This window comes from Variovorax paradoxus (assembly GCF_000834655.1).
Lineage (GTDB): Bacteria > Pseudomonadota > Gammaproteobacteria > Burkholderiales > Burkholderiaceae_C > Variovorax > Variovorax paradoxus_F.
Window position 1 is genome coordinate 325443 of sequence record NZ_JXQQ01000028.1, and the last position, 23294, is coordinate 348736.

At 67.8% G+C, this 23294-nt stretch carries 22 protein-coding genes and 1 riboswitch; of the genes, 6 read left to right on the forward strand and 16 right to left on the reverse strand.

The window, feature by feature from the left end; all coding sequences use genetic code 11:
- Nucleotides 1-2: 2 nt before the first annotated feature.
- From RT97_RS14005 to RT97_RS14020, 4 genes are all read right to left on the reverse strand, one after another.
- A complete protein-coding gene (locus RT97_RS14005; RefSeq protein ID WP_042579363.1) occupies nucleotides 3-680 on the reverse strand; it encodes an energy-coupling factor ABC transporter permease in 678 nt (225 codons plus the stop codon).
- 72 nt (nucleotides 681-752) lie between these two features.
- Nucleotides 753-2291 carry a PepSY domain-containing protein gene (locus RT97_RS14010; RefSeq protein WP_042579364.1) on the reverse strand — a complete coding sequence of 513 codons (1539 nt, stop codon included), beginning with the start codon at nucleotides 2289-2291 and terminating at the stop codon, nucleotides 753-755.
- A gap of 11 nt (nucleotides 2292-2302) precedes the next feature.
- Nucleotides 2303-4495, reverse strand: coding sequence for a TonB-dependent receptor (locus RT97_RS14015; RefSeq protein WP_042579365.1), 2193 nt, complete (start codon nucleotides 4493-4495; stop codon nucleotides 2303-2305).
- 129 nt (nucleotides 4496-4624) lie between these two features.
- Nucleotides 4625-4899, reverse strand: a riboswitch (cobalamin riboswitch).
- Between the two features lie 39 nt (nucleotides 4900-4938).
- Nucleotides 4939-5208: a hypothetical protein gene (locus tag RT97_RS14020; RefSeq protein WP_042579366.1), complete on the reverse strand. Its 270-nt coding sequence runs from the start codon at nucleotides 5206-5208 to the stop codon at nucleotides 4939-4941.
- A gap of 161 nt (nucleotides 5209-5369) precedes the next feature.
- On the opposite strand from RT97_RS14020, the gene RT97_RS14025 reads away from it, so the two are divergent.
- Nucleotides 5370-5774, forward strand: a complete 405-nt coding sequence (locus RT97_RS14025; protein WP_042579367.1) for a hypothetical protein — start codon at nucleotides 5370-5372, stop codon at nucleotides 5772-5774.
- A gap of 14 nt (nucleotides 5775-5788) precedes the next feature.
- On the opposite strand, the gene ybaL is transcribed toward RT97_RS14025, so the two are convergent.
- The 3 genes from ybaL to phbB all read right to left on the reverse strand — a co-directional run bounded on the left by ybaL (nucleotide 5789) and on the right by phbB (nucleotide 9785).
- Entirely contained in the window at nucleotides 5789-7498 is a 1710-nt protein-coding gene (gene ybaL / locus RT97_RS14030; RefSeq protein WP_042579368.1) for a YbaL family putative K(+) efflux transporter, read from the reverse strand.
- A 77-nt stretch (nucleotides 7499-7575) separates the two neighbouring features.
- Nucleotides 7576-8919: a dicarboxylate/amino acid:cation symporter gene (locus RT97_RS14035; protein ID WP_042579369.1), complete on the reverse strand. Its 1344-nt coding sequence runs from the start codon at nucleotides 8917-8919 to the stop codon at nucleotides 7576-7578.
- Nucleotides 8920-9047: 128 nt separating this feature from the next.
- A complete protein-coding gene (phbB, locus tag RT97_RS14040; RefSeq protein ID WP_042579370.1) occupies nucleotides 9048-9785 on the reverse strand; it encodes an acetoacetyl-CoA reductase in 738 nt (245 codons plus the stop codon).
- Between the two features lie 194 nt (nucleotides 9786-9979).
- Between phbB and RT97_RS14045 the strand changes: the two genes are divergently transcribed.
- Together RT97_RS14045 and RT97_RS14050 are read left to right on the forward strand one after the other, a co-directional pair.
- A complete protein-coding gene (locus RT97_RS14045) occupies nucleotides 9980-10630 on the forward strand; it encodes a DJ-1/PfpI family protein (RefSeq protein ID WP_042579371.1) in 651 nt (216 codons plus the stop codon).
- Nucleotides 10627-11148, forward strand: coding sequence for a CinA family protein (locus tag RT97_RS14050; RefSeq protein ID WP_042579372.1), 522 nt, complete (start codon nucleotides 10627-10629; stop codon nucleotides 11146-11148). Before RT97_RS14045 ends, RT97_RS14050 begins: the two co-directional genes overlap by 4 nt.
- A gap of 19 nt (nucleotides 11149-11167) precedes the next feature.
- On the opposite strand, the gene RT97_RS14055 is transcribed toward RT97_RS14050, so the two are convergent.
- Nucleotides 11168-12049, reverse strand: a complete 882-nt coding sequence (locus RT97_RS14055; RefSeq protein WP_253278232.1) for a DMT family transporter — start codon at nucleotides 12047-12049, stop codon at nucleotides 11168-11170.
- Between the two features lie 93 nt (nucleotides 12050-12142).
- Here RT97_RS14055 and RT97_RS14060 point away from each other — a divergent pair, with 93 nt between their 5' ends.
- The gene (locus RT97_RS14060) at nucleotides 12143-13018 is read left to right on the forward strand and encodes a LysR family transcriptional regulator (RefSeq protein ID WP_042579373.1); all 876 of its coding nucleotides are present in this window, start codon (nucleotides 12143-12145) and stop codon (nucleotides 13016-13018) included.
- 12 nt (nucleotides 13019-13030) lie between these two features.
- Here RT97_RS14060 and RT97_RS14065 read toward each other — a convergent pair whose 3' ends face one another.
- The 5 genes from RT97_RS14065 to RT97_RS14085 form a co-directional block, all read right to left on the reverse strand.
- On the reverse strand, nucleotides 13031-13972 hold the full coding sequence (locus tag RT97_RS14065; protein ID WP_437184097.1) for a tripartite tricarboxylate transporter substrate-binding protein: 942 nt from the start codon (nucleotides 13970-13972) through the stop codon (nucleotides 13031-13033).
- Between the two features lie 108 nt (nucleotides 13973-14080).
- Complete coding sequence (locus RT97_RS14070; protein ID WP_042579374.1) at nucleotides 14081-14938, reverse strand: HpcH/HpaI aldolase/citrate lyase family protein; 858 nt, start codon at nucleotides 14936-14938, stop codon at nucleotides 14081-14083.
- Nucleotides 14935-16116, reverse strand: a complete 1182-nt coding sequence (locus RT97_RS14075) for a CaiB/BaiF CoA transferase family protein (protein WP_042579375.1) — start codon at nucleotides 16114-16116, stop codon at nucleotides 14935-14937. Before RT97_RS14075 ends, RT97_RS14070 begins: the two co-directional genes overlap by 4 nt.
- A 16-nt stretch (nucleotides 16117-16132) precedes the next feature.
- Nucleotides 16133-17032, reverse strand: a complete 900-nt coding sequence (locus tag RT97_RS14080) for an FAS1-like dehydratase domain-containing protein (RefSeq protein ID WP_042579376.1) — start codon at nucleotides 17030-17032, stop codon at nucleotides 16133-16135.
- Between the two features lie 130 nt (nucleotides 17033-17162).
- The gene (locus RT97_RS14085) at nucleotides 17163-18140 is read right to left on the reverse strand and encodes a tripartite tricarboxylate transporter substrate binding protein (protein WP_042579377.1); all 978 of its coding nucleotides are present in this window, start codon (nucleotides 18138-18140) and stop codon (nucleotides 17163-17165) included.
- A 106-nt stretch (nucleotides 18141-18246) separates the two neighbouring features.
- On the opposite strand from RT97_RS14085, the gene RT97_RS14090 reads away from it, so the two are divergent.
- A complete protein-coding gene (locus tag RT97_RS14090; protein WP_042579378.1) occupies nucleotides 18247-19182 on the forward strand; it encodes a LysR family transcriptional regulator in 936 nt (311 codons plus the stop codon).
- Nucleotides 19183-19370: 188 nt separating this feature from the next.
- Here RT97_RS14090 and yghU read toward each other — a convergent pair whose 3' ends face one another.
- Nucleotides 19371-20246: a glutathione-dependent disulfide-bond oxidoreductase gene (gene yghU / locus RT97_RS14095; protein WP_042579379.1), complete on the reverse strand. Its 876-nt coding sequence runs from the start codon at nucleotides 20244-20246 to the stop codon at nucleotides 19371-19373.
- A gap of 28 nt (nucleotides 20247-20274) precedes the next feature.
- On the opposite strand from yghU, the gene RT97_RS14100 reads away from it, so the two are divergent.
- Nucleotides 20275-20907: a glutathione S-transferase family protein gene (locus RT97_RS14100; RefSeq protein ID WP_042579380.1), complete on the forward strand. Its 633-nt coding sequence runs from the start codon at nucleotides 20275-20277 to the stop codon at nucleotides 20905-20907.
- A gap of 28 nt (nucleotides 20908-20935) precedes the next feature.
- On the opposite strand, the gene RT97_RS14105 is transcribed toward RT97_RS14100, so the two are convergent.
- Both RT97_RS14105 and RT97_RS14110 read right to left on the reverse strand, forming a co-directional pair.
- Complete coding sequence (locus RT97_RS14105) at nucleotides 20936-22114, reverse strand: acetyl-CoA C-acetyltransferase (RefSeq protein WP_042579381.1); 1179 nt, start codon at nucleotides 22112-22114, stop codon at nucleotides 20936-20938.
- 43 nt (nucleotides 22115-22157) lie between these two features.
- A partial coding sequence (locus tag RT97_RS14110) for an alpha/beta fold hydrolase (RefSeq protein WP_042579382.1) occupies nucleotides 22158-23294 on the reverse strand: 1137 nt, incomplete at its 5' end.

The following is a 23294-nucleotide window of genomic DNA, read 5'->3' on the forward strand; positions in this document are numbered from 1 at the left end:
GCTCAAGTGCCGACGTACAGGCGGCGCGCGACGAAGACCGTGCCCTGCAGGCGGCGCCAGCCCTTGGCGGCGGCCAGCACGCCCAGGTCGACCAGCGGCTCGACCAGCACGACGGTCATGTAGGCGGCGCCGAAGCTGGCGATCTGGCTCAGGTTTTCGAGGCCCGTGCCGCGCCCGTAGAGCGCCCAGAAGCCGACCCAGACCACGATGCCGCCCTGATAGGCGACCGACAGCTTGAAGGCCTGCTGGTAGCTCAGGTCCACGTAGGCCACGTTGTCGGGAATGATCCGCCGCGCCAGCGCGGCCGTCGCGAACAGGGGCACCAGCAAGGTGGTGACGTTCATGCCGAACTGAGGCAAGTCCTGCGGTTCGAAGAACAGGCTCTGGATGAGCAACCCGCCCGCCAGGCCGATGGCCGCGGGCGCCAGCCCGAACACCAGCAGGAGCGTCGTGCCCAGGATCAGGTGCACCTCCGACACGCCCACGGGATGGTGCGGCAGCACTTCGAAGAAGCAGAACACCAGCGCCACGGCGATGGCCGAGCGCAGCGCCAGGGCCGCGGGGCCGTCCTTCACGAGGGTATCGAAGGCCACCTTGCCTGTGTAGGCCAGCGCGGCGGCTGCCGTTGCGTAGCTGAGGAATATCTTGGATCCGTCGACGAGACCTGGTTCGATGTGCATCGAGCACCTCCTGTAGTGCACCGCAGTGCGAAAGTTGATTGTTGGTGGATGGGATGGATCACGCAAGCGCAGTCATGAACGCTGGAGCGCGCGCGGCGCTGCCGGCGCGGCCGATGCCTTGGGTTTTCGCCGCAATCGCCGCCAGCCGATCACCACGCCGCTGGCCGAGGCGACCGTGCCGACGATCGACAGCAGCCACACGACGATGTCCCAAGCGGGTCGGTACTGGATGAGCCACGGAAAATCGAGGCTGTGCGCGGCGTTGAAGAGCCAGCGGCGCAGGCGCGAATTGCTGTCGTTGCTGCCGGCGACCTGCCCGCTGGACGGATCGATGTAGATCCAGCTGCGCGCGGCATCGTCGAATTCGAGGCGCCAGATCGGCACCGTGCGCTCGCGGTGGTGGCCGTACCAGTGGAAGTCCTCGCGCGTCTGCAGCGTGGCCTGCGTCACGCGGGCATTGGGGCGCAGGCGCGCGGCGGCGCGCACGATCTCGTCGCGGCTTATCGATGCGGGTGCGCCGGTGGCGGCATCGACAACGCGCACGCGGCCCCCTGCATCGCGCAGCTGCAGCAGCGGCTTGCCGTCGAACCACATCGGCAATGCCTCGCGCGGCGCGGCTGCGCCCTCGCCTGCCGGTGGCTGGGCCGGCGGCCAGGGGAATGGCGACGACCCGGCGCCGGTGTAGCTGGCCATCGCAGCGGCATCGCTACGGTTGCGCTCGAACCATTTGTTCGGGTTCATCGACAGCCAGCCGCTCACGATCCAGGTCAGCACGAAGAAGCCGCCGACGAGGCCGGCAATGTGGTGCCAGGCCATCCAGCCGGTGTACGGCGTGACCGCGCCGTTGCGAAACCGCCGGCGCAGCCGGATCCGCAGGATGCCGATGACGATGCCCGTCACCGCCGAGACGATGCAGGCGGCCGAGAGCCACACCACCACGTCGTGCCACAGCGGCGGGTCGGCGCGCAGCGGCGTGAAGTAGATCCAGTGCGGTACCGAGCCCAGCCAGTTCCAGAAGCGCTCGGCGCGGTGGGTGTCGCGCGCCACCTCGCCGGTGCGCGAGGACACGTAGAGCTCGGTGCCCGCCGCGTCGCCGACTTGGATGCGGTGCAACGGGCGCAGCGGGTCGAGGCCCTGCGGCACGGTCCACTGGTCGCGCTCCAGCATCTCGGCCCAGCGCGCGCCGGGCTGGCCCGAGAAGTCGCGGGCGATGGCTTCGGCCTGCGCCGCATCGACCGGCCCGAGCACGCGGCCGTCGCGCGCCGATACAGCGTGCCGGCCGCCGCGCAAATCGACGATGCGCCACACGGGCTGCGGATCGGAACCGCCCTGCGTCTCCAGCGCCATGCGCCGCGGAGGCTGCGCGCGCAGCGCCTCGGGCAAGGTGCCGAGCGCGGCCGAGGGCGCGACCAGCGCCTCGTCGAAGCGCACCGGGCGAAGGGCCGCCAGCCGCTCTTCGTCCGTGAGGTTGGGATACCCCACGTACATCATCACCACGCCAGAGGCGAACCACATCACGAACAGCAGGCACCCGCCGATGCCCAGCCACCGGTGCGTCCAGTAGAGCCAGTGGCGGATGCGGGGCCAGGCGCGGCGCCATGCGGTGGTCATGGTGATGCCGGTCAGAAGTTCACCAGCGCCGACAGCTCGAACGAGCGCGGCCGGCCCAGCAGCCACTGGTTGCCGCTGTTCGAGAACGACACGGGATAGGTGCGGTTGGCCAGGTTGTAGGCCCTGAACGCGAGCTTGAGCGACGGGTTGGCCTGCCAGCTCACGCCCGCGTCGGCCACGGTGTAGGAGCCGATCTTGCGCGAGTTGGCCGCATCGACCTGGCGCGGGCCGACGTAGCGCACGCCGAAGTCGGCCTCCCACTGGGGCAGGAAGCGCCAGGCGAGCCCCAGATTGGCGGCCTCCTCCGGCACGCCGAACGGCGTGTTGCCGGCACGCGAGATCAGCCGGCCGCCCACGACTTCGTTGAAGTCGTCGTAGCGCGCGCGCAGCTTCGCGACGTTGGCTTCGAGCCGGAGCGTGGAGGTCAGCGCCAGGTCGAGCGTGGCCTCGATGCCTTCGGACGACTGCTTGCCGACCTGCTGCGTGACGGTGGGGTCGTTTGCGTCGCGCGAGAGCAGCTTGTTCTTCTCGATGCGGTAGGCGGCGACGGTCCACGCGCCGCGGCCGTCGGCCAACTGGCGCTTATAGCCGATCTCGACCTGCTTGCCGGTGCTCAGGTCGAAGCTCGCCTGCGAGACCGAGGTGGTGACCAGCGAGCCCAGCGGGTCGGCCGCACGCGCCACTTGGGCGTAGAACGACTGCGAGGCATCGGGCGCGTACACCACGCCCAGCCGGCCTGTGCCGTACACGAAGGTCTTCTGGAAGCTGCTGGCCGCGTTCTGCAGGTCGGTGCGCGCGATCTTCGCGTGGTCCCAGCGCAGGCTGCCCACCACCGACCATTGCCCGTTGAAGGCCAGCTTGTCTTCGGCGAAGAAGGCGAAGGCGCTGGTCCTGGTCTTGTAGCGCGGCGTGTAGGCCACGGGCGAGGTGTAGACGCCGGGGTTGAAGACGAAGGGATCGACCACCGAGCGGCCGCCGTAGGGCGAGTCGTTGGTGTGCAGGAAGTCGATGCGGTTCGCGTCGAAGCCCACCAGCACCTGGTTCTTCATGCCGAACAGCGAGTGCCTGAAGGTGGCGTCGGTGCGGTTGCCGACCTGCTCCTGGTCGTGGCCGATTTCCAGGTAGTCGCCGCGCGTCACGCGGCGCGTGGCGGCGTTGTAGGTGTAGGTCTCGCTGTTGCGCCAGTGGCGCTTGCTGTCCAGGCGGTAGAGCTGGTTGCGCACGGTGACGGCGTCGCTGGGCGTCCACTGCGCATCGAGGCGGGTCCAGCGGTCGCGGTACTTGATCTCGGCGTCGTCGGGGTTGTAGTTCTGCTCGCGGGAGAGGCTGCTCACCCGCCCGTTGATGAGCGGCACGCCGTAGTAGCGCTGCGGCGACTGGCGGCCCTCGTCGTGCGAGAGCGTGAACTGCAGCTGCGGCGACACGTCGAGCCGCACCGCGCCGCCCACGGCCAGGCTCTCGGCATCGCCGCGCACCATGAAGCCGTCGGTCTTGCGGTGGCTGATGTCGAAGCGGTAGGAAAGCATGTCGTTGATCGCGCCGCCGCTGCCGAAGGCGACCTGCCGGGTGGCGTCGGAGCCGGCCGTCACGAGCGCCTCGTTCTGGATCGGGCCGCGCGTGGGCTTCTTGGGCACCACGTTGATCGCGCCGCCGATGGCGCCTTCGCCGAACATCACCGACGCGGCGCCGCGCAGCACCTCGATGCGGTCGACCGACCAGGTATCGAAAGGAAAGGTGACCGTGCCCGCGCCCGCGTAGAGGCGCGTGCCGTCGAAAAGCTGCATCACCGAGCCGTGGCCGGTGAAGCCGCGCGCCGCCAGCGCCGTGCCGCCGTTGCCGGGGCCGGGCGAGCCGGTGATGCCTGTGGCGCGGGTGACCGCATCGACCACGGAAACATCGCCGCGCGCGCGGATGGCGTCGCCGGTCAGCACCTCGATGCTCGCGGGGGTTTCCAGCGGCGTGAGGCCCAGGCGGCTGCCGGTGTGCGAGGGCTCGTCGATGGCCAGCGGCGAGCGGCGGCCGGCCTCGACCTGGACCGGCGCGAGGCCGGTGCTGCCGCTGCTCGCATTGCCCGCTGCTTCACCCGATTGCGCCAAGGCGCCGCCGGGCCCGAAGGCCAGGCTCAACCCCAGCGAAAGACCTGAAAGGCGTGCCCACTGCAGCGGCGCGCCCGTGCGATCGCGCGCCGGCGATGCTTGACCCATGTGACTTCTCCTCGCGACCTGCGTCCCCGCAGGCTCCTGACCGAATGAGGACGTCGAGGGAGGCGGCAAGCGGGCGGGCCGGTCGCGCGAGGGCGGGGCGGCTGGCCCGGACCCGCACTCCCGCAGCGTCCGAAGGCGGTTGCGAAGGCCGGTATCCGGGCTTGCGGAGCGCTCCGATGGGCACTGTGCGTGCGCACCGGAGCCGAAATCCTCGCCTTCCCACGTCGAAGCGCAGTGGCTGCCAATGCCGACAAGAGGGCATTGGCGTGAGGTTTTCCAGATCCGCTGACCGTTGCGGGGGCAGCGCAGGAATGGACGCGTCCATGAAGACGCAGCGCACCTGCTTCCCGTTTAACCCCCAGGCCACTGAATGGCATGCGGGGCACCTTCGAACCGTGTGGGTCTTGTTGTTAAGAAAAGCTTACAAAACCCAACGGCCGGAATTATAGGGAGCGGCCTGTGGACAGCGCGGTGAAGCGGCCGTCGTGCACCGGCTTGCCGTCGGCGCCGAACAGCCGCCGCATCACCGCGACACCCGCGACCAGCGCGTTCGAATAGGTGGCATACGGCTCATGGGCGGCTTCCAGCGGCTCGTAGACGTGGCGTTCGCCATCGGCCCGGCCGGCGTCTGCCGCCTCTTCCATCAACACCCAATAGAACTCGCCCACCTCCAGCTCGTGGACGGTGAGCGCGATGTTTCTGGGCGATGGCATGGGATGAGAGAAATGTGCGGAGGACAGGCGGTTTCCTTTGAATGAATTGGCGGCTCGGGCGGTTGACAGCTTCCGGGCTTCTCCTACAGAGGGTTGGCAAAGCGAGAACTAATGTGGTTGTAAGAAACCTTCAACCAGACCAACCAGAACCCGGAGGCCCCATGAAGCACTTCACCCTTGAATCGAACATGCGAGCGAATATCGGCGGTGCGTTCTATCCGACCGGTTATTCGATGGTGATGTTCCCGAACGCCGACGACGCCGACCGGGTCGGGCGCCAACTGATCGAGAGCGGCGTGAGCGGCGACGAGGTCTACCTGCTTCCCGCCGCGACGGTGCTGGCGGAGATCACGCCCACGGCGAGCGACGCCGACAACCCACTGCCCTCGGCCGGCACCGAGGGCGCCACGGTACGCGCCTATACCAAGCTCGCGCGCGAAGGCCACGCGGCCCTCCTGGTCAAGACGAAGAACGAAGAGGCCGCCGACCGCCTGATGGAAGTGGTGCGCACCGTTCCGTATTCCATCGCGCAGCGCTATCGCACGCTGGTCATCGAAGACCTCTGAAGCGGCGCCGGCGCTCAAGCCGGCACGGCCATCGACACCGCGCGCTGCACCACGTCGCGCGCCATGGCCTGGGCCAGTTCGTGCTCGCCGAGGAAGACGGTTACGGCCGTCTCCTGCGTGAGCAGGCGCGCCTCCTGTTCGTTGTGGCTGCGGATCACGGTCTGTATCGCGGGATTGAGCGTGCGGGCGGTCTCGATCATCTGGCGCACGTTCAGGGTGTCGGGCGTGGCCACCACCAGCACGCGGGCGCGCGCAACGTGCGCCTGGATCAGCACCGCGGGGTCCGCGGCATCGCCCCACACGGCCGCGATGCCGCCCTCGCGCAGCTTCTCGACCAGTTCGCGGTTCTGCTCGGCCACCACGTAGGGAATGTCGTTCGCCTCCAGCTCGGCGGCGATGCGGCGCCCCACGCGCCCGTAGCCGACCAGCACCACCTGCTTGGAGAGGTACTTCGCCTCGGTCGTCATCGGCAATTCGGCCAGCGGGTCGTCGCGCGATTCGAGTCCGCGGGCGAAGGACGAATGGGCATGCAGCCACTTCTGCATCGGCGCGATGAGGCTGAACCACAGCGGGTTGGTGGCAATGGAAATCAGCGCGCCCGCGAGCACTAGGCTCTGCCCCTCGACCGGCAGCAGCCCGAGCGATACGCCGAGGCCGGCCAGGATGAACGAGAACTCGCCGATCTGCGCCAGGCTCGCGCTCACCGTAAGCGCCGTGCCCAGCGGGTAGCGGAACACCAGCACCAGCGCGCAGGCCGCGAGTGACTTGCCCAGCACGATCACCAGCACCACCGCGAGCACCTGCAGCGGGCGGTCGATCAGCACCGAGGGGTCGAACAGCATGCCCACCGACACGAAGAACAGCACGGCGAAGGCATCGCGCAGCGGCAGCGATTCCTGCGCCGCCCGGTGGCTGAACTGCGACTCGCGCATGACCATGCCCGCGAAGAAGGCGCCGAGCGCGAACGACACGCCGAAGAGCGCCGCCGAGGCGAAGGCGATGCTCACGGCGGCCGCCACCACGCACAGCGTGAACAGCTCGCGCGAGCCGGTGCGCGTGACCTGCCAGAGGATCCAGGGGAACACGCGACGGCCCACCACCAGCATCAGCGCGACGAAGCCGCCGACCTGCAGCAGCGTGAGGCCGAGGGTCTGCCAGAGCGGGTCCGGGGGGCCGCCCCCGTTGTCGGGGGTGCCGCCGAGCGCGCCGGCCAGCGGCGGCATGAGCACCAGCACGAGCACCATGGCCAGGTCTTCGACGACGAGCCAGCCGATGGCGATGCGGCCGGTGAATGAATCGAGGATGCCCAGGCTCTCGAGCGCACGCAGCAGCACGACCGTGCTGGCCACCGAGAGCGCCAAGCCGAACACGAGCGCGGCGCCAGGGCTCCAGCCCCACCACATCGCAAGGCCGCCCCCGAGCAGCGTGGCCACGGCGATCTGCGCCAGCGCGCCGGGCAACGCGATCTTGCGCACGGCCAGGAGGTCGTCGAGGGAAAAGTGGAGGCCGACGCCGAACATCAGCAACATGACGCCGATTTCGGCGAGCTGCGCGGCGATGCCTGCATCAGCCACGAAGCCGGGGGTGAACGGGCCGATGATCACGCCCGCCAGGAGGTAGCCCACGAGCGCCGGCAGCCGCAGCTTGGCCGCCAGGAAGCCGAACACCAGCGCCAGGCCAAGGCCGGCGGCGATGGTGTTGATGAGGGAAACGCTGTGCGGCATCGCTGCATTTTGCAGGAACGATGCCTACCCTTTTATTTCACACGGCCTTCCGGGGAACGCCGTTCAACGGGGGGAATTCACCCCGCCATCTTGCTGTCGCGGGCGCCCTCAAGCACTTCGGGCTCTTGCGCCTCGACCCAGCTCTCGTTGTTCAGGCCCGCCTGCAGGCGCTCGGTGTCGAGTTCGTTGGTCCACTTGGCAACGACGATGGTCGCCACGCCGTTGCCGATCAGGTTGGTCAGCGCGCGCGCTTCCGACATGAAACGGTCGATGCCCAGGATGAGCGCAAGCCCCGCCACCGGCACGTGGCCCACCGCAGAGAGCGTCGCCGCCAGCACGATGAAGCCGCTGCCGGTAACACCCGCCGCGCCCTTGGAGGTGAGCAGCAGCACCGCGAGCAAGGTGATCTCCTGCACCAGCGTCATCGGCGTGTTGGTGGCCTGCGCGATGAACACCGCCGCCATCGTGAGGTAGATCGAGGTGCCGTCCAGGTTGAACGAGTAGCCGGTGGGGATCACCAGGCCCACGCAGGTCTTGTTGGCGCCCAGGTTCTCCATCTTCTCCATCATGCGCGGCAGCACCGATTCGCTGGAGGACGTGCCCAGCACGATCAGGAGCTCTTCCTTGATGTACTTGATGAACTTCCAGATGCTGAACCCGTGGAAGCGCGCAATGAGCCCGAGCACCACGAAGATGAACAGGAGGCACGTGAGATAGAACGTCCCCATCAGCTTGCCCAGCGAGAACAGGCTGCCCACGCCGTACTTGCCGATGGTGAACGCCATCGCGCCGAAGGCGCCGATGGGCGCGAGCTTCATGATGTAGTTGACGATGCCGAAGAGCACGTGCGAGCCCTTCTCGATCACGTCGAACACCAGCGTGCCGCGGCCGCCGAAACGGTGCAGCGCAAAGCCGAACAGCACCGCGATCAAGAGCACCTGCAGGATCTCGCCCTTGGCGAAGGCATCCACGATGGTGTTGGGAATGATGTTGAGGATGAAGTCGACCGTGCCGGTCATCTTGCCCGGGCCGGTGTACGCGGCGATGGACTTGGTGTCCAGCGTGGTCGGATCGATGTTCATGCCCACGCCGGGCTTGAGCACGTTGACCAGCACGAGGCCGACCACCAGCGCGATGGAGCTCACGACCTCGAAGTACAGGAGCGCGAGGCCCCCGGTCTTGCCGACCTTCTTCATGTCTTCCATGCCGGCGATACCGACCACCACCGTGCAGAAGATGATCGGCGCGATGATCATCTTGATGAGCTTGATGAAGCCGTCGCCCAGGGGCTTCATGCTTTCGCCCACGCTGGGATAGAAGTACCCCAGCAGCACGCCGATGATCACCGCGGTGATCACCTGCACGTAGAGGGAGCGGTAGAGCGGGAGCTTCTTGGCGGGTGTGTTTGTTGTGTGTTCCATGACTTGCCTCCGGGAAGGGTTGAGAACTGTAGGTTCCGGATCAGGGGTTTTCCATTCGTAGAAGCCACATCCTGCAAATGAAAAAACCCGCCGTAGCGGGTTTTGTGGATCAGGTGGTGGTCAGCATCTCAGTGCATGTGCAGGCCGCCGTTGACCGAGAAGTCGGCCCCCGTGGAGTAGCCGCCTTCGTCCGTTGCCAGCCACGAGATGATCGAGGCGATCTCGCTGGGCTCGCCCAGGCGCTTGACCGGAATGGTGGCCACGATCTTGTCGAGCACTTCCTGGCGGATGGCCTTGACCATGTCGGTGCCGATGTAGCCCGGGCTCACGGTATTGACCGTCACGCCCTTGTTGGCCAGCTCCTGCGCCAGCGCCATCGTGAAGCCGTGCATGCCGGCCTTGGCCGCCGAATAGTTGGTCTGCCCCGCCTGGCCCTTGGCGCCGTTGACCGAGCTGATGTTGATGATGCGGCCCCAGCCCTTCTCGACCATGTCGCCCACCACCTGCTTGGTGACGTTGAACATGCTGTTGAGGTTGGTCTCGATGACCGCGCTCCAGTCCTCGGGCGTCATCTTGAGGAACATGCGGTCGCGCGTGATGCCTGCGTTGTTGACCAGCACGTCGATGGGGCCATGGGCTGCCTTGGCGGCGGAGAAGGCCTCGACGGTGGATTGCCAGTCGCCGACATTGCCGACGGAGGCGTGGAACTCGAAGCCTTCGGCTTTCTGTTCGGCGAGCCACTTGGCATGGTCGCGCGTAGGGCCGCAACCGGCGACCACGGTGAATCCGTCCTTGTGCAGACGTTGGCAGATGGCTGTTCCGATGCCACCCATGCCTCCGGTGACATATGCAACTTTCTTGCTCATGAAATTTCCTTGATGTGTGCTTAGCAAAAGCCTGAACGGCCGCCTTCACTCTAGCCATTTTCACGCCATCGACCTCTGAGGAAAACACTGAGCCAAGCTTGCAACCAGCTGTCACGGCGCGGTGCGCGGGTGCAACCTATATGCTGCGCCCTGTACGCTCTTGCAGCGGCAAGGCAGCCAAGGAGTTCGAAAGTATGAATTTCGGGATCATCGTATTCCCCGACGTCGAGGAACTCGATTTCGTCGGGCCCTGGGAAATGCTCACCATGTGGAGCAAGCTCGCAGCGGGGCCGCAGCAGTGCCTCATCGTCGCCGAGAAGCGCGAGCCGGTGATCTGCGCGAAGGGTCTTTCGATCAATCCGCACGTTTCCTTTGCCGACTGCCCGCCGCTCGACTACCTGCTCGTGCCCGGCGGCATGGGCACGCGGCGCGAGGTCGACAACCCCGCGATGGTGCAGTTCCTGGCCGCGCAGGCACCACGATGCAAGGCGCTGCTCTCGGTGTGTACCGGCGCCTTCGTGCTGCACGCGGCCGGACTGCTCTCGGGCAAGACCGCGACCACGCACTGGGGCTCGCTCGATCGCCTGCGCGCGCTCGGCGACGTGAACGTGGTCGAGCAGCGCTTCGTGCAGGACGGAGATGTGTGGACCTCAGCCGGCGTCTCGGCGGGAACCGACCTGATGCTTGCCTTCATCGCCCACACGGCCGGCGAGGAAGCGGCGGCCAAGGTGCAGCTGCAGGCCGAGTACTACCCGGCGGACACGGTCTACGGCAACACGGCGAGCCACGAGCGCGCACCGGCTTACGTGCGCAAGCCGGGCGGCACGCTGCGCAAGACGCCGTGAGCGCTGTCCCTTCATCCGGACTGGAACCCCTCGCGGTGCTCGCCGCCCGCGTCGGCGCGACGCTGCGCGAGCGGCGCCAGACGGTGGCGGTCGCCGAATCGTCGGCCGGCGGCCTCGTCTCGGCGGCCCTGCTCGCCATTCCCGGCGCCTCGGCTTTCTTCCTCGGCGGCGCGGTCGTCTATTCGCGGCGTGCCGGAAAAGCATTGCTGGGGCTCACGCGCGAAGACATGGGCGACATGCGCGGGGAAACCGAGCCCTACGCCCGGTTCATCGCAGCCCGCATCCGCGAGAGCCATCGCGCAACGTGGGGCATCTGCGAGAGCGGCGCGGCCGGGCCTTCGGGCAGTCCGTACGGCGATGCGCCGGGCCACCTGTGCGTGGCGGTCGCAGGCGCCGCCACCGCGAGCCGGACCATCGAGACCGGCAACACAGACCGCCCGGCCAACATGGAAGTGTTCGCGCGGCAACTGCTCCTGCTTTTCGACGAGACGCTGCGGGCGCAAGACGCTGCTGCCTGATCCCGTCGGCGCGCCGCAGCTATGACGCCCGTCGCGACGTGCTTGAAATCGCAATACCGGCAAACACCATCAGCAGCCCGACGACCAGGCTCCAGCGCACCGGCTCGTCCATGAGCGCCCATCCGGAGAAAGCCGCAGCGATCGGGTTGACGGTGACGGACAGCGCCACGAGCGTCGGCGTGGTCTTCGCGAGCGCATAAGACCACAGGAAGAAGCAGACCGCACCGCCGAACACCCCGAGGTAGGCGATCGACATCCACTGGACATTGCCGAACTGCGCCATCGGCGCGTAGCCGCCGCGCCAGGCGCTGATCGCAACGAGGCACAAGGCGCCGCTGCCCATTGCCACCACCGTGAACGGCATGGGCCCGGTCTCCCGGATCACGGGCCGCGACCACACGCTGTAGAACGCCATGCACAGTGCGGCGCCGAGCATGACGAGGTCGCCGCGCCATGCGCCGGGCGGCGCTGCCGAGAGGCCCGAGATCAACGCCATGCCCACGCCGCCCATCGCCATGAAAACGCCCACCGACTTGCGCGCCGTGAGCCGCTCCACCCCGAGCAGCGCCGCGATCGCCATGGTGAGCAGCGGCAAGGTCGACAGCGCGAGCGCACCGCGCGCGGCCGTCGTGAAATGAAGCGACAGGTTGAACAGCGCCGGAAACACACCGAAGAACAGCAGCCCGAGCCCGACGACCCTCGGCAGCATCTGCCGCCGCGGCAGGTCTTGCCGCCGGAACAGCGCAAGCGGCAACAGCAGCGCGAAGCCGATGCCGAAACGCAGCGACCCCAGCGCCACCGGATCGATCGCGCCCGCGACGAAACGCGTCGCACCGACGGCAGCGCCGCCCATGGCGCTCGACAGCACGGCGGCGAGCAGGCCCGAAAGAAGTGCACTCACCGGCGTCCCTTGTGTCTTGTTGAAGGACGATGCTAAATACCGGTTATTGATTACACAATCGAATAAAGATGATCAACTTCATCATCTTTCGCGATGAACAACCTGATGCTCGATCCCGACCTGCTGAAGACCTTCGTCACCGTTGCCGGGCAGCGTTCGTTCACCCGCACGGCCGCGCAACTGAACCGCACGCAGTCTGCCGTGAGCATGCAGGTCAAGCGGCTCGAGGCGTTGCTCGGCACCGCGTTGTTCGCACGGACCACCTCGCAGGTGGCGCTGACGCCCAGCGGCGAAGCGCTGCTGGGCTATGCGCATCGCATCCTTGCGCTCAACGACGAGGCGCTCGGCCGTATCCGCCAGCACCAGGACGAAGGCCAAGTGCGGCTCGGGATCATGGACGACTACGGCACCAGCGTCGTCCCCGCGCTGCTCGCCAGCTTCGGCCAGCGCTATCCGCGCATCCATGTGAGCATGGAAACCGGCCTCACCTCGAAGATGACCGAGCGCCTCGGCGAAGATTTCGACCTCGTGATCGCCATGCATCCCAAGGGCCAGGGCGACGGCGATTTCCTGCGGCACGAGCAGGCGGTGTGGGCGGCTTCGCCCGATCTTGTCGTCGATGGGCCGGGCCCGCTGCCCGTGGCGCTCTACCCCTCGGGGTGCCTCTTCCGCGAATGGGCGATGGCGACGCTGGACAAGGCGCACCGGCCGTGGCGGCTCGCGTTCATCAGCCACAGCAGCGCGGCCGTCGAGGCCGTGGTGGCGCAGGGGCTGGCCGTGAGCGTGTTCAAGGCAGGGACCTTTCCGAAGGGGCTTCGCGTGCTTTCGAAGGAAGACGGCATGCCCCGGCTTCCCAAGGCGGACATCCGCCTGCACCGCGCACCGGCGCTCACCGAAGCCGGCACACTGCTCGCGGCGCACCTGGTCGCCGCGATCCGCGGCGACGCCGGCTCACCGGGCGCGCGCTGACGCGTCGGGTCCTCAGTCCGCCTGCACGCCCGCAGCGCGGATCACCTTGCCCCACTTCTCCACCTCCGCCGCCAGGTGCGTGCGCAGGCTCTCGGGGGTCTGCTTGTCCAGCGGCACGATCTCCGAACTGAGTTCGGCCAGGCGGTGCTTGACCATGTCGTCCTGCAGCGCGGCGCGCAGCGCCACGTTCAACTTCTCGACCACGGCCGGCGGCGTGCCCTTGGGCGCGTACACGCCGTGCCACACCCGCACGTCGAAGCCCTTGAGGCCCTGCTCGTCGAGCGTCGGGATGCTGGGCATGCTCGAGAGCCGCTTGGGCGTGGTGACGCCGAACACCTTCACGCGGTTGCCGTCCTTGATGACCGGCGCGGTCTGCGTGGTCTGGTCGCACAGGAGGTCGACCTGCCCGCCCATCAGGTCGTTGAGCGCCGGGCCCGCGCCCTTGTAGGGCACCGTCGTCAGCTGCACGCCGATCTGGTTCATGAACAGCAGCCCGCACAGCTGCGACACCGCGCCCACGCCCGCATTCGCCAGCGTGACCTTGTCCTTGTTGGCCTTCACGTAGGCCAGCAGTTCGGGGTACGTGCTGGCGGGAAAGTCCTTGCGCGAGAGCAGCGTCATCGGCACGTCGAGCACCTGGCCGATGTACTCGAAGTCCTTGAGCGGGTCGTAGTTGAGCTTCTTGTAGAGCGCGGGCGCCGTGGCCATGCCCATGTGGTGGATGAGGATGGTGTAGCCGTTGGGCGCAGCCTTGGCCACGCGCGCCGGCGCGATGGTGCCGCCCGCGCCCACGGTGTTCTCCACGATCACCGTCTGGCCGAGCGACTTGCCCATGGGAATGGCGAGCATGCGCGCCACCACGTCGGTGGGGCCGCCGGCCGAGTACGGCACGACCATCGTGACGGGCTTGTCGGGCCACTGCGCCTGCGCGGCGGCCGGCGATTGCGCGGCCATGAGGCATGCGCCCAGCGAGGCGGCGATCAGGGTGCGTGCTTTCCAGTTCTGCTTCAGGTTCACTTCTTTGTCTCCTAGGGTTGTTGGATCTGTCTTCTTCGTTCGGAATCAGGAAGGCGGCTGCGCATCGAGCGCGAGCAGGCGCTCGGCCAGCCGCAGCACCGGCGCATCGACCATGCGACCGTCGAGGCTGACCACGCCGCCGCCCGCGGACCGGACCGCATCGACCACGCGACGTGCCCAGGCGAGCTCTTCGGCGCTCGGGCCGAGTGCGGCATGTACAGGGGCGACCTGGTCGGGATGGATGCACAACTTGGCGCCGAAGCCGCCGCGGCGCGCACGGGCGGTGTCGGCGGCCAGGCGCTGCACGTCGCGCCAATCGGCCGTCACGCCGTCGATGGGTGCGGGCAGCCCGGCGCGGCGCGTGGCCAGCAGCAGCGCCAGCCGCACCGGCACCAGCTCCGCTTCGTCGGCATCGCAGGCCAGGCCCACATCGGCCTGGAAATCGAGATTGCCGAAGGCGAGCCGGAGCACCTGCGGCGCCGCGGCGAGTTCGTCGACCGCGGCAAGGCCCGCTGCCGATTCGATGAGCGGCACCAGCAGCCCCTTCGGACCGACGGCCTCGGCCAGCTGCCGCACGTTGCCGGCGTGCTCGGCCTTGGGCAGCACCACGCCGGCGATCAGGCCTTGGGCGACCAGCGCGGCCACGGCCGCCCGGTCGTCGTCGTGCCACGGCGTGCCGCCGGCATTGATGCGCACCAGCAAGCGGCGGCGCTCGGCTTCGGGCAGCGCGACGAACGAGGCGCCAAGGCCTTCGCGCGCCGAGGCCTTGCGCTCGGGCGCCACCGCATCCTCCAGGTCGACGATCACGCCGCCCGCACCGGTGGCCAGCGCCCGCGCATGGCGCTCGGGCCGGTCGGCCGGCACGAAGAGAAAGGTGCGCGCGAGCGCGAGCGGCGAAGTCAAACCGCCCTCGCCTCGCGCAGCGCCGCGATGTCGGCCTCGCTGCGCCCGAGCCCGCGCAGGATGGCCTCGGTGTGCTCTCCCAGCGCGGGAATCGCGTCCATGCGGTAGTCGAAAGCGCTTTGACGGCCGGCCGGCAGCAGCGCCGGAATGTCGCCCGCCGGCGAGCCCACCTGCCGCCACCGATCGCGCGCCTGCAGCTGCGGATGCGCCCAGAGCCCGGCCATGTCGTTCATGCGAGCGTTGGCGATCTGTGCGGCATCGAGGCGTTCCAGCACCTGTGCCGTGCCCAGCGCGGCGAAGGTCTCCACGATGATCGCGCGCAGCGCCTCGCGGTTCTGGTTGCGGCGTGCATTGCTGTCGAAGCGCGCATCGGTCGCGAGCCCCGCCTGCAGCAGCACCTTCTCGCAGAAGGCGCGCCACTCGCGCTCGTTCTGCAGGCCCAGCATCACCGTGCCGCCGTCGCCCGCGGGAAACGGACCGTAGGGGTAGATGGTCGCGTGCGATGCGGCGCTGCGCGGCGGCGGCGGCGCACCCTCGTAGGCGTAGTACATCGGATAGCCCATCCACTCGGCGAGCGACTCGAGCATCGACACGTCGATGTGCGAGCCCTTGCCGGTCTTGCCGCGCTGGAGCAGCGCCGCGAGGATGCCGGTGTACGCGTACATGCCCGCCGCGATGTCGGCGATGGAGTTGCCCGACTTGCACGGGTCGTCGGGCGTGCCGGTGACCGACAGGAAGCCGGCTTCGCTCTGGATCAGCAGGTCGTATGCCTTCTTGTCGCGGTACGGGCCGTCTTCGCCATAGCCCGAGATGTCGCAGACGATGAGGCGCGGGTGCTTGGCCTGCAGCACCTCCGCGCCCAGGCCCATGCGCGCGGCCGCGCCCGGTGCGAGGTTCTGCACCAGCACATCGGCGCCGGCCACGAGTTCCTGCAGCACCGCGAGCGCGGCGGGCTGCTTCAGATCGAGCGTGAGGCTTTCCTTCGAGCGGTTCACCCAGACGAAGTGCGAGGCCTCGCCGCCCACGCGAGCGTCGTAGGCGCGCGCGAAGTCGCCCACTTCGGGGCGCTCCACCTTGATGACGCGCGCGCCGAGGTCGGCCAGCTGGCGGGTGCAGAACGGCGCGGCGATCGCGTGTTCGAGCGAGATGACGGTGATGCCGTCCAGGGGTCTTGTCATGTCTGTGTGTCTTTCCTCAGGCGAGCACGGCTGTTGCCTGCATCGTGAGCCAGCCGTCGGCGTCTTCGCCCCAGAGGCTGAAGGTCTTGTCATCGCTGCTGCCTTCCGCCGGCTTGCCGAGCACGCGGAACGGCGCGATGTCGAAGGTCGGCCGCACCGCGCGGAACTCGAAGCGCGCAAGCTGCGCGCCCGGCACGTTGCGCCGCAGCAGGTCGACCAGCAGCGTGGCGATCAGCGGGCCGTGAACGATCAGGCCCGGATAGCCCTCGACCTCGGTCACATAGCGCCGGTCGTAGTGGATGCGATGGCCGTTGAAGGTGAGCGCCGAATAGCGGAACAGCAGCACGTCGTCGGGCACGATCTCGCGGCTGAAGACGGCGTCCTGCGGGGCGGGCGTGGGCGGCGGCGCCTTCTCGCCGGGTGCGGCGGCGGCGCGGTAGACGATGTCGTGCTCTTCGGTGAGCGCGAGGCCGCGTTCGTTGCGCACCTCGTGGCGCACCAGCACGAACACCAGCTCGCCGGTGCGGCCCGTTTTGTGGGTGACCGAGGCGATGGTCGAGGTGCGCTCGACCTTGTCGCCCACCTGCAGCGGGTTGCCGGTCTCCCAGTTCAAACGCCCGCCCGCCCACATGCGGCGCGGCAGCGGCACGGGCGGCAGGAAACCGCCACGCCTGGCGTGGCCGTCTTCGCCGATCTCCGATTGGCGGTGGTGCGGCAGGAAGTAGAGCCAGTGCCAGAGCGCAGGAAGGCGCGTGCCGGGTGCGGGCGGCGCATCGTCGCGGTCGAGCGTGGCGGAGAGCGCGCGCACGGGGGCGGCGGTGATGTCGTCGGCCAGCGTCTCGCTGCGGCCTTGCCAGGCCTGGAGCTTTGCGAGCGCTTCGGCGTCGATCGGAGGAGAGAAATTGCTGTCTTGCATCGGGTCTCGGTGGAGTTCGTTCATGCGGGATTCCGATCGGTCATGAACCGTTCGGGCTGGGCTTGTCGAAGCCTGGTGCAGCGCTTCGACAGGCTCGGCGTGGACGGCTTGGGTCGAACCACGTTTGGCATCAATCGACGGCAGCGCCGGAGGCCTTGACGATCCGTGCCCACTTGGCAAGGTCGTCCCGCAGCAGTTTCGAAAATTGCTCGGGCGTGGTGGGCGCCGCGATCTCGACGCCTTGCTGGTCGAGCTTGTCGCGCAGGTCCTTCGCGGCGAGCGCCTTGCGCGTCGCGTCCTGCAGGGTGGCGAGCACGTCGGCCGGCACGCCGGCTGGTGCGAAGAGACCGATCCACAGCGTGCCGTTGTAGCCCGGCACCGCTTCGGCGATGGTGGGCACGTCGGGCAGCACCGGCGAGCGCTTGTCGCCGCTCACGGCCAATGCGCGCAGCTTGCCGGCCTTGATGTGCGAGAGCGCCGAAGGCAGGCTCGCGAACACGATGGGCAGTTGCCCGCCCAGCACGTCGTTGAGCGCGGGCGCCACGCCCTTGTAGGGCACGTGCTGCAGCGAGATGCCGGCCATGCTGTTGAGCATTTCGCCCAACAGGTGGTTGAGCGTGCCGTTGCCGGCCGAGGCGTACTGGTAGTTCGCGCCCTTCTCCCGTTCGAGCTTCAGGAACTCGGCGAGGTTCTTCGCGGGGAACGTGGGGTTGACCAGCAGCACGTTGGGCACCGCGCCGATGAGTCCGACGGGCTTGAAGTCCTTCACCGGATCGAAGCCCGGATTCTTGTAGAGCGCCGGGTTGATCGCCTGGCTGCTGCTGATGGTCATGAGCAGCGTGTAGCCATCCTTCGGGCCCTTGGCGACAAGCTGCGTGCCGATGTTGCCGCCCGCGCCGGGCCGGTTGTCGACCACCACGCTGGCGTTGTTCAACACCTCGCCGAGCTTCTGGCCGACGAGCCGGCCGACGATGTCGTTGGTGCCGCCCGCGGCCTGCGGCACGACGAGCGTGATGGGACGCGAGGGATAAGGTTCGGCAGTTGCGGGGCCCGCGCCGATGAGCGTGGCTGCGGCGAACGAGAGAAGCGCGAGGGCGCGGAATGTCATGTCTTTGTCTCCATGGCCGGATGGTCGTGCGCCATGGCATCGCGCGCAATCTGCGATTTCGGAACCCAGGCTTCTGTATTTCCGAAGGCTCGGGCTACGATGCGCCATGCTTTTCGACCTGACCGACCTGCGCCTTTTCGTCGCCACCGCCGAACTCGGCAACCTCACGCGGGCGGCGGAGCGGCAACACCTGTCGCTCGCCGCGGCCAGCGCGCGCATCAAGGCGCTGGAGACGCAAGCGGGCCTGCAATTGCTGCAGCGCGAGGCGCGGGGCGTGCGCCTGCTGCCGCCGGGAGAAGCCTTTCTTCACCACGCGCGCCTCGTGCTGCACCAGACCGAGCAGCTGCGCGACGACCTGCTCGAATACGGCGGGGGCCTGCGCGGCCATCTGCGCGTGTTCGCCAACACCACCGCGGTGACCGATTTCCTGCCCGAAATCCTTCCGGGTTTTCTCGCGCGGAACCCGCGCATCAACGTCGACCTTCAGGAAAAGCCGAATGCTCAGATCCCGCGAGGCGTGCTCGACGGCCGCGCCGACATCGGCATCGTGGCGGGCCGCGTCGACACGCTGGGCCTGGAGGCGATCCACTTCAGCACCGACCGGCTGGTACTGGTCACTTCGCGCAAACACCGGTTCGCCAAGCGCCGCAGGATTTCATTCGCCGAGACGCTCGACGAAGACGCCATCGGCATGCAGCAAGGCAGCACGCTGCAGACCTTTCTGGGGCAGATCACCGACAACCTCGGCAAGCGCCAGAAGCTGCGCATCCAGCTGGGCAGCTTCGATGCGATGTGCCGGATGATCGGCAGCGGCGTGGGCATCGGCGTCGTGCCGGAATCGGCGGCGCGGCGCAACCAGGAGAGCATGCAGCTCGCGCTGATCGACCTGAGCGATGCGTGGTGCGTGCGGGAGCGCTATCTGCTGGTGCGAAGCCGGGCGGCGCTGCCGATCTATGCACAGGCGCTGGTGGACACGCTGTGCCGGCACTACGCCGCGGACCCGGCAGAAAGAATGGAAAAGGCGAACCCGGCGAAGGCCTGATGCCTTTTTCTTGTGGTATCGCGCCAACTTGTGGACGAGATCTCAAGCCCCCAACCTCATCCCCATTTTCTGTGCACAACTTTGGGGACAACTCATGTGGAGCCTTGTAAAACGAATTTAACTCGTTGTTTTACAAGGAGATTCCACACTTTGCTTAAAAATCAGGCGGTGTACAAGTGACGCCGGGTTCAGCCCGCCGCGCCGAGCTTGTCCTGCGTCCGGGTGTCGAAATCGCCGGCGTCGTGGCGCTCGTGCAGCTGGCTCTCGGGCTGGCCCCAGGCGCGGTTGACCATGCGGCCGCGTTGTGCCGCCGGGCGCTGCGCGATCTCGTCGTTCCAGCGCAGCACGTTCTTGTATTCGCTCACCTGCAGGAACTCGCCCGATTCGTAGAGCTGCCCCTTGGCGAGCGCACCGTACCAGGGCCACACGGCGATGTCGGCGATCGTGTAGTCGTTGCCGGCCAGGTAACGGCTCTCGGCCAGACGGCGGTCGAGCACGTCGAGCTGGCGCTTCACTTCCATCGCGAAGCGGTCGATCGCGTATTCGATCTTCGTCGGGGCGTAGGCATAAAAGTGTCCGAACCCGCCGCCCAGGTACGGCGCGCTGCCCATCTGCCAGAACAACCACGACAGGCATTCGGCGCGCGCCGCCGGTTCGGTCGGCAGGAACGCCCCGAACTTCTCGGCCAGGTACTGCAGGATCGCGCCGGACTCGAACACCCGGATCGGCGTCGTGCCGCTGCGGTCCATCAGCGCGGGAATCTTGGAATTGGGGTTCACCGCCACGAAGCCGCTGCCGAATTGGTCCCCCTCGCTGATGCGGATCAGCCAGGCGTCGTACTCGGCGCCCGTGTGGCCCAGCGCCAGCAGTTCTTCGAGCATCACGGTCACTTTCACGCCATTGGGCGTCGCCAGCGAATAGAGTTGCAGCGGATGCTTGCCCACTGGCAGGTCTTTCTCATGGGTGGCGCCTGCGATCGGGCGGTTGATGTTCGCGAAGCGGCCGCCGCTTTCCTTGTTCCAGGACCAGACGGTGGGCGGCGTGTAGGCGGTCGTGCCATTCATGCAATGAATTCCGGGAGTTGGACAGACGATGATCATTCTCTATGACTGCGCCACCGCGCCGAGTCCGCGCCGAGCGCGCATCCTGCTTGCAGAGAAGGGCATTGCCCACGAGACGGTGCAGGTCGATCTGGTTCGTGGTGAGCAATTGGGCGAGGCCTACCGCGCGATCAATCCGCAGTGCACGGTGCCGGCGCTGCGCACCGAGGAAGACGGCCTGCTGACCGACAACGCCGCCATCGCGGCATGGCTGGAGGCGCGCTTTCCCGAGCCGCCACTGTTGGGCCGCACGCCCGCCGAAAAGGCGGAGATCGCCAGCTGGAACTGGCGCGTCGAGTTCGAAGGCTTGATGCCGATCGCCGAGGCGATGCGCAACAGCTCGCCCGCCATGGCCGACCGGGCCCTGCCCGGTCCGATGAACTACGCCCAGATTCCGGAGCTCGCGCAGCGCGGGCTCGCGCGCGTGCAGCATTTCTTCCAGACATTGAACGACCGGCTGGCCGGCCGCGAGTTCATCGCCACCGACCGGTTCAGCCTGACCGACATCACCGCCGTGGTGGCGGTGGATTTCGCGCGCGTGGTTCGCATCAAGCCCGGGGAACAGCACCCCGAGCTCGTGCGCTGGCGCGCTGCGATGGGCGAGCGGCCGTCCATGTCGCGCTGAGCGACAACGGCGCCCGCCCTCGGAACGATCAGCGTTCGATCGTCAGGGCCACGCCCATGCCGCCGCCGATGCAGAGCGACGCAATGCCCTTCTTGGCGTTCTGGCGCTGCATCTCGTGCAGCAGCGTCACCAGGATGCGGCAGCCCGACGCGCCGATCGGGTGGCCGATGGCGATGGCGCCGCCGTTCACGTTGACCTTGTTCACGTCCCAGCCCATTTCCTTGTTCACCGCGCAGGCCTGTGCGGCGAAGGCTTCGTTGATCTCGAGCAGGTCGAGGTCGGCGGCCTTCCAGCCGGCGCGCTGCAGCGCCTTGGTCGATGCGGGCACCGGGCCCATGCCCATGATGGCGGGATCGAGGCCGGCGGTGGCGTAGCTCGCGATGCGGCCGAGCGGCTTGAGGCCCAGCGCGGCAGCCTTCTTGGCCGTCATCACCATCACGGCGGCGGCGCCGTCGTTCAGGCCCGAGGCATTGCCAGCCGTCACGCCGCCGGCCTTGTCGAACGCGGGGCGCAGGCCCGCCAGGCCTTCGGCGCTGGTCTTGCGGTTGATGAACTCGTCCTGGCTGAAGACGATGGGGTCGCCCTTCTTCTGCGCGATGCTCACGGGAACGATCTCGTCCTTGAACTTGCCGGCGTCCTGCGCGGCGGCTGCCTTGGTCTGGCTGGCCAAGGCGAGCTCGTCCTGCGCGGCGCGGTCGATGCCGTACTTCTTGGCCACGTTCTCGGCGGTGATGCCCATGTGGTACTGGTTGTAGACGTCCCAGAGGCCATCCACGATCATGGTGTCGACCAGCTTCCAGTCGCCCATGCGCTGGCCGTTGCGCGAGTTGGGCAGCACGTGCGGCGCGGCGCTCATGTTCTCCTGGCCGCCGGCGATGACGATTTCGCTGTCGCCCGTGGCCACGGCCTGCGCCGCGAGCATCACGGCCTTCAGGCCCGAACCGCACACGGCGTTGATGGTGAGCGCCGGGGTTTCCTTGGCGCCGCCGCTCTTGAGCCACGCCTGGCGCGCGGGGTTCTGGCCGGCACCGGCCGCCAGCACCTGGCCCATGATGGCCTCGCCGACCTGCTCGGCCGTGAGGTTGGCGCGCGCAATCACTTCCTTGATGACCAGGGCCCCCAGTTCGGTGGCCGCGATGCCGGCGAGCGAGCCGCCGAACTTGCCGACCGGCGTGCGTGCGGCCGAAACGATGACGATGTCTTCCATGTGGTTCTCCGTTGAGGTGATTTGAAATCGAAGGTTGCAGGGATCAGGCTCTTGCCTTCACATAGCGCCCCGGTGCCGGCTCGATGGCCTTGTAGGTCTTGCCGTTGCCGTAGGCCTTGGGCGCGGCAACCTGCTTGCCCGCGTGGCCCTTGAGCCATTGTGCCCAGTCGGTCCACCAGCTGCCGGGGTGCTCGGCAGCGCCCGTCAGCCATTCGGCCTGCGTCCTGGGGAACTTGCCGTCGTCGCGGATCCAGTGGCTGCGCTTTTTCTTGGCGGGCGGGTTGATCACGCCGGCGATGTGGCCCGAGGCGCCCATGACGAAGCGCTTCTTGCCCGGCAACAGCTGCGTGGAGGCGTAGGCGCCGCCGATCGGCACGATGTGGTCTTCGCGCGAGCCGTAGATATAGGCCGGGATGTCGATCTTTCCGAGGTCGATCTTCTGGCCGCACACCGTGAGCGCATTCGGCTTGGCGAGCTTGTTCTCGTGGTACGTGTTGCGCAGGTACCAGGCATAGAACGGGCCCGGCAGGTTGGTGGCGTCGCTGTTCCAGTAGAGCAGGTCGAAGGGCGGCGGCGTCTCGCCCTTCAGGTAGTTGCCGACCACGTAGTTCCACACGAGGTCGTTCGGACGCAGGAAGCTGAAGGTGGAAGCCAGGTCGCCGCCGGGCAGCAGGCCGCCCTTGCCGAGCTGCATCTCGCGGTAGGCCACCATCGCCTCGTCCACGAAGATGTCCAGGATGCCGGTGTCGCTGAAGTCCAGGAACGTGGTGAGCAGCGTGACCGAGGCGGCAGGCTTTTCGCCTCGGCCCGCAAGCACGGCCAGCGCGGTGCTCAGGATGGTGCCGCCCACGCAGAAGCCCAGCGTGTTGATCTGCTTGCTCCCGCTGATTTCCTGCACCGTGTGGATGGCCTTGATGGCGGCGTTCTCGATGTAGTCGTCCCAGGTGGCCTTGGCGAGCGACTCGTCGGGGTTGCGCCAGCTCACCACGAACACGCGATGGCCCTGCTCGTTCGCATAGCGGATCAGCGAGTTCTCGGGTTGCAGGTCGAGGATGTAGAACTTGTTGATGCAGGGCGGCACCAGCAGGAAGGGCCGCTCGTACACCTTGGCGGTGAGCGGCTTGTACTCGAGCAGCTGGAAGAACTCGTTCTCGAACACCACCGCGCCCTCGGTGGTCGC

Excerpts from the sequence above, each read along its gene's own strand:
- RT97_RS14005 (WP_042579363.1), bottom strand. The coding sequence starts at position 680 with ATGCACATCGAACCAGGTCTCGTCGACGGATCCAAGATATTCCTCAGC.
- RT97_RS14010 (WP_042579364.1), bottom strand. The coding sequence starts at position 2,291 with ATGACCACCGCATGGCGCCGCGCCTGGCCCCGCATCCGCCACTGGCTC.
- RT97_RS14015 (WP_042579365.1), bottom strand. The coding sequence starts at position 4,495 with ATGGGTCAAGCATCGCCGGCGCGCGATCGCACGGGCGCGCCGCTGCAG.
- RT97_RS14020 (WP_042579366.1), bottom strand. The coding sequence starts at position 5,208 with ATGCCATCGCCCAGAAACATCGCGCTCACCGTCCACGAGCTGGAGGTG.
- RT97_RS14025 (WP_042579367.1), top strand. The coding sequence starts at position 5,370 with ATGAAGCACTTCACCCTTGAATCGAACATGCGAGCGAATATCGGCGGT.
- ybaL (WP_042579368.1), bottom strand. The coding sequence starts at position 7,498 with ATGCCGCACAGCGTTTCCCTCATCAACACCATCGCCGCCGGCCTTGGC.
- RT97_RS14035 (WP_042579369.1), bottom strand. The coding sequence starts at position 8,919 with ATGGAACACACAACAAACACACCCGCCAAGAAGCTCCCGCTCTACCGC.
- phbB (WP_042579370.1), bottom strand. The coding sequence starts at position 9,785 with ATGAGCAAGAAAGTTGCATATGTCACCGGAGGCATGGGTGGCATCGGA.
- RT97_RS14045 (WP_042579371.1), top strand. The coding sequence starts at position 9,980 with ATGAATTTCGGGATCATCGTATTCCCCGACGTCGAGGAACTCGATTTC.
- RT97_RS14060 (WP_042579373.1), top strand. The coding sequence starts at position 12,143 with ATGAACAACCTGATGCTCGATCCCGACCTGCTGAAGACCTTCGTCACC.
- RT97_RS14065 (WP_437184097.1), bottom strand. The coding sequence starts at position 13,972 with ATGGCCGCGCAATCGCCGGCCGCCGCGCAGGCGCAGTGGCCCGACAAG.
- RT97_RS14075 (WP_042579375.1), bottom strand. The coding sequence starts at position 16,116 with ATGACAAGACCCCTGGACGGCATCACCGTCATCTCGCTCGAACACGCG.
- RT97_RS14080 (WP_042579376.1), bottom strand. The coding sequence starts at position 17,032 with ATGCAAGACAGCAATTTCTCTCCTCCGATCGACGCCGAAGCGCTCGCA.
- RT97_RS14085 (WP_042579377.1), bottom strand. The coding sequence starts at position 18,140 with ATGACATTCCGCGCCCTCGCGCTTCTCTCGTTCGCCGCAGCCACGCTC.
- RT97_RS14090 (WP_042579378.1), top strand. The coding sequence starts at position 18,247 with ATGCTTTTCGACCTGACCGACCTGCGCCTTTTCGTCGCCACCGCCGAA.
- yghU (WP_042579379.1), bottom strand. The coding sequence starts at position 20,246 with ATGAATGGCACGACCGCCTACACGCCGCCCACCGTCTGGTCCTGGAAC.
- RT97_RS14100 (WP_042579380.1), top strand. The coding sequence starts at position 20,275 with ATGATCATTCTCTATGACTGCGCCACCGCGCCGAGTCCGCGCCGAGCG.
- RT97_RS14105 (WP_042579381.1), bottom strand. The coding sequence starts at position 22,114 with ATGGAAGACATCGTCATCGTTTCGGCCGCACGCACGCCGGTCGGCAAG.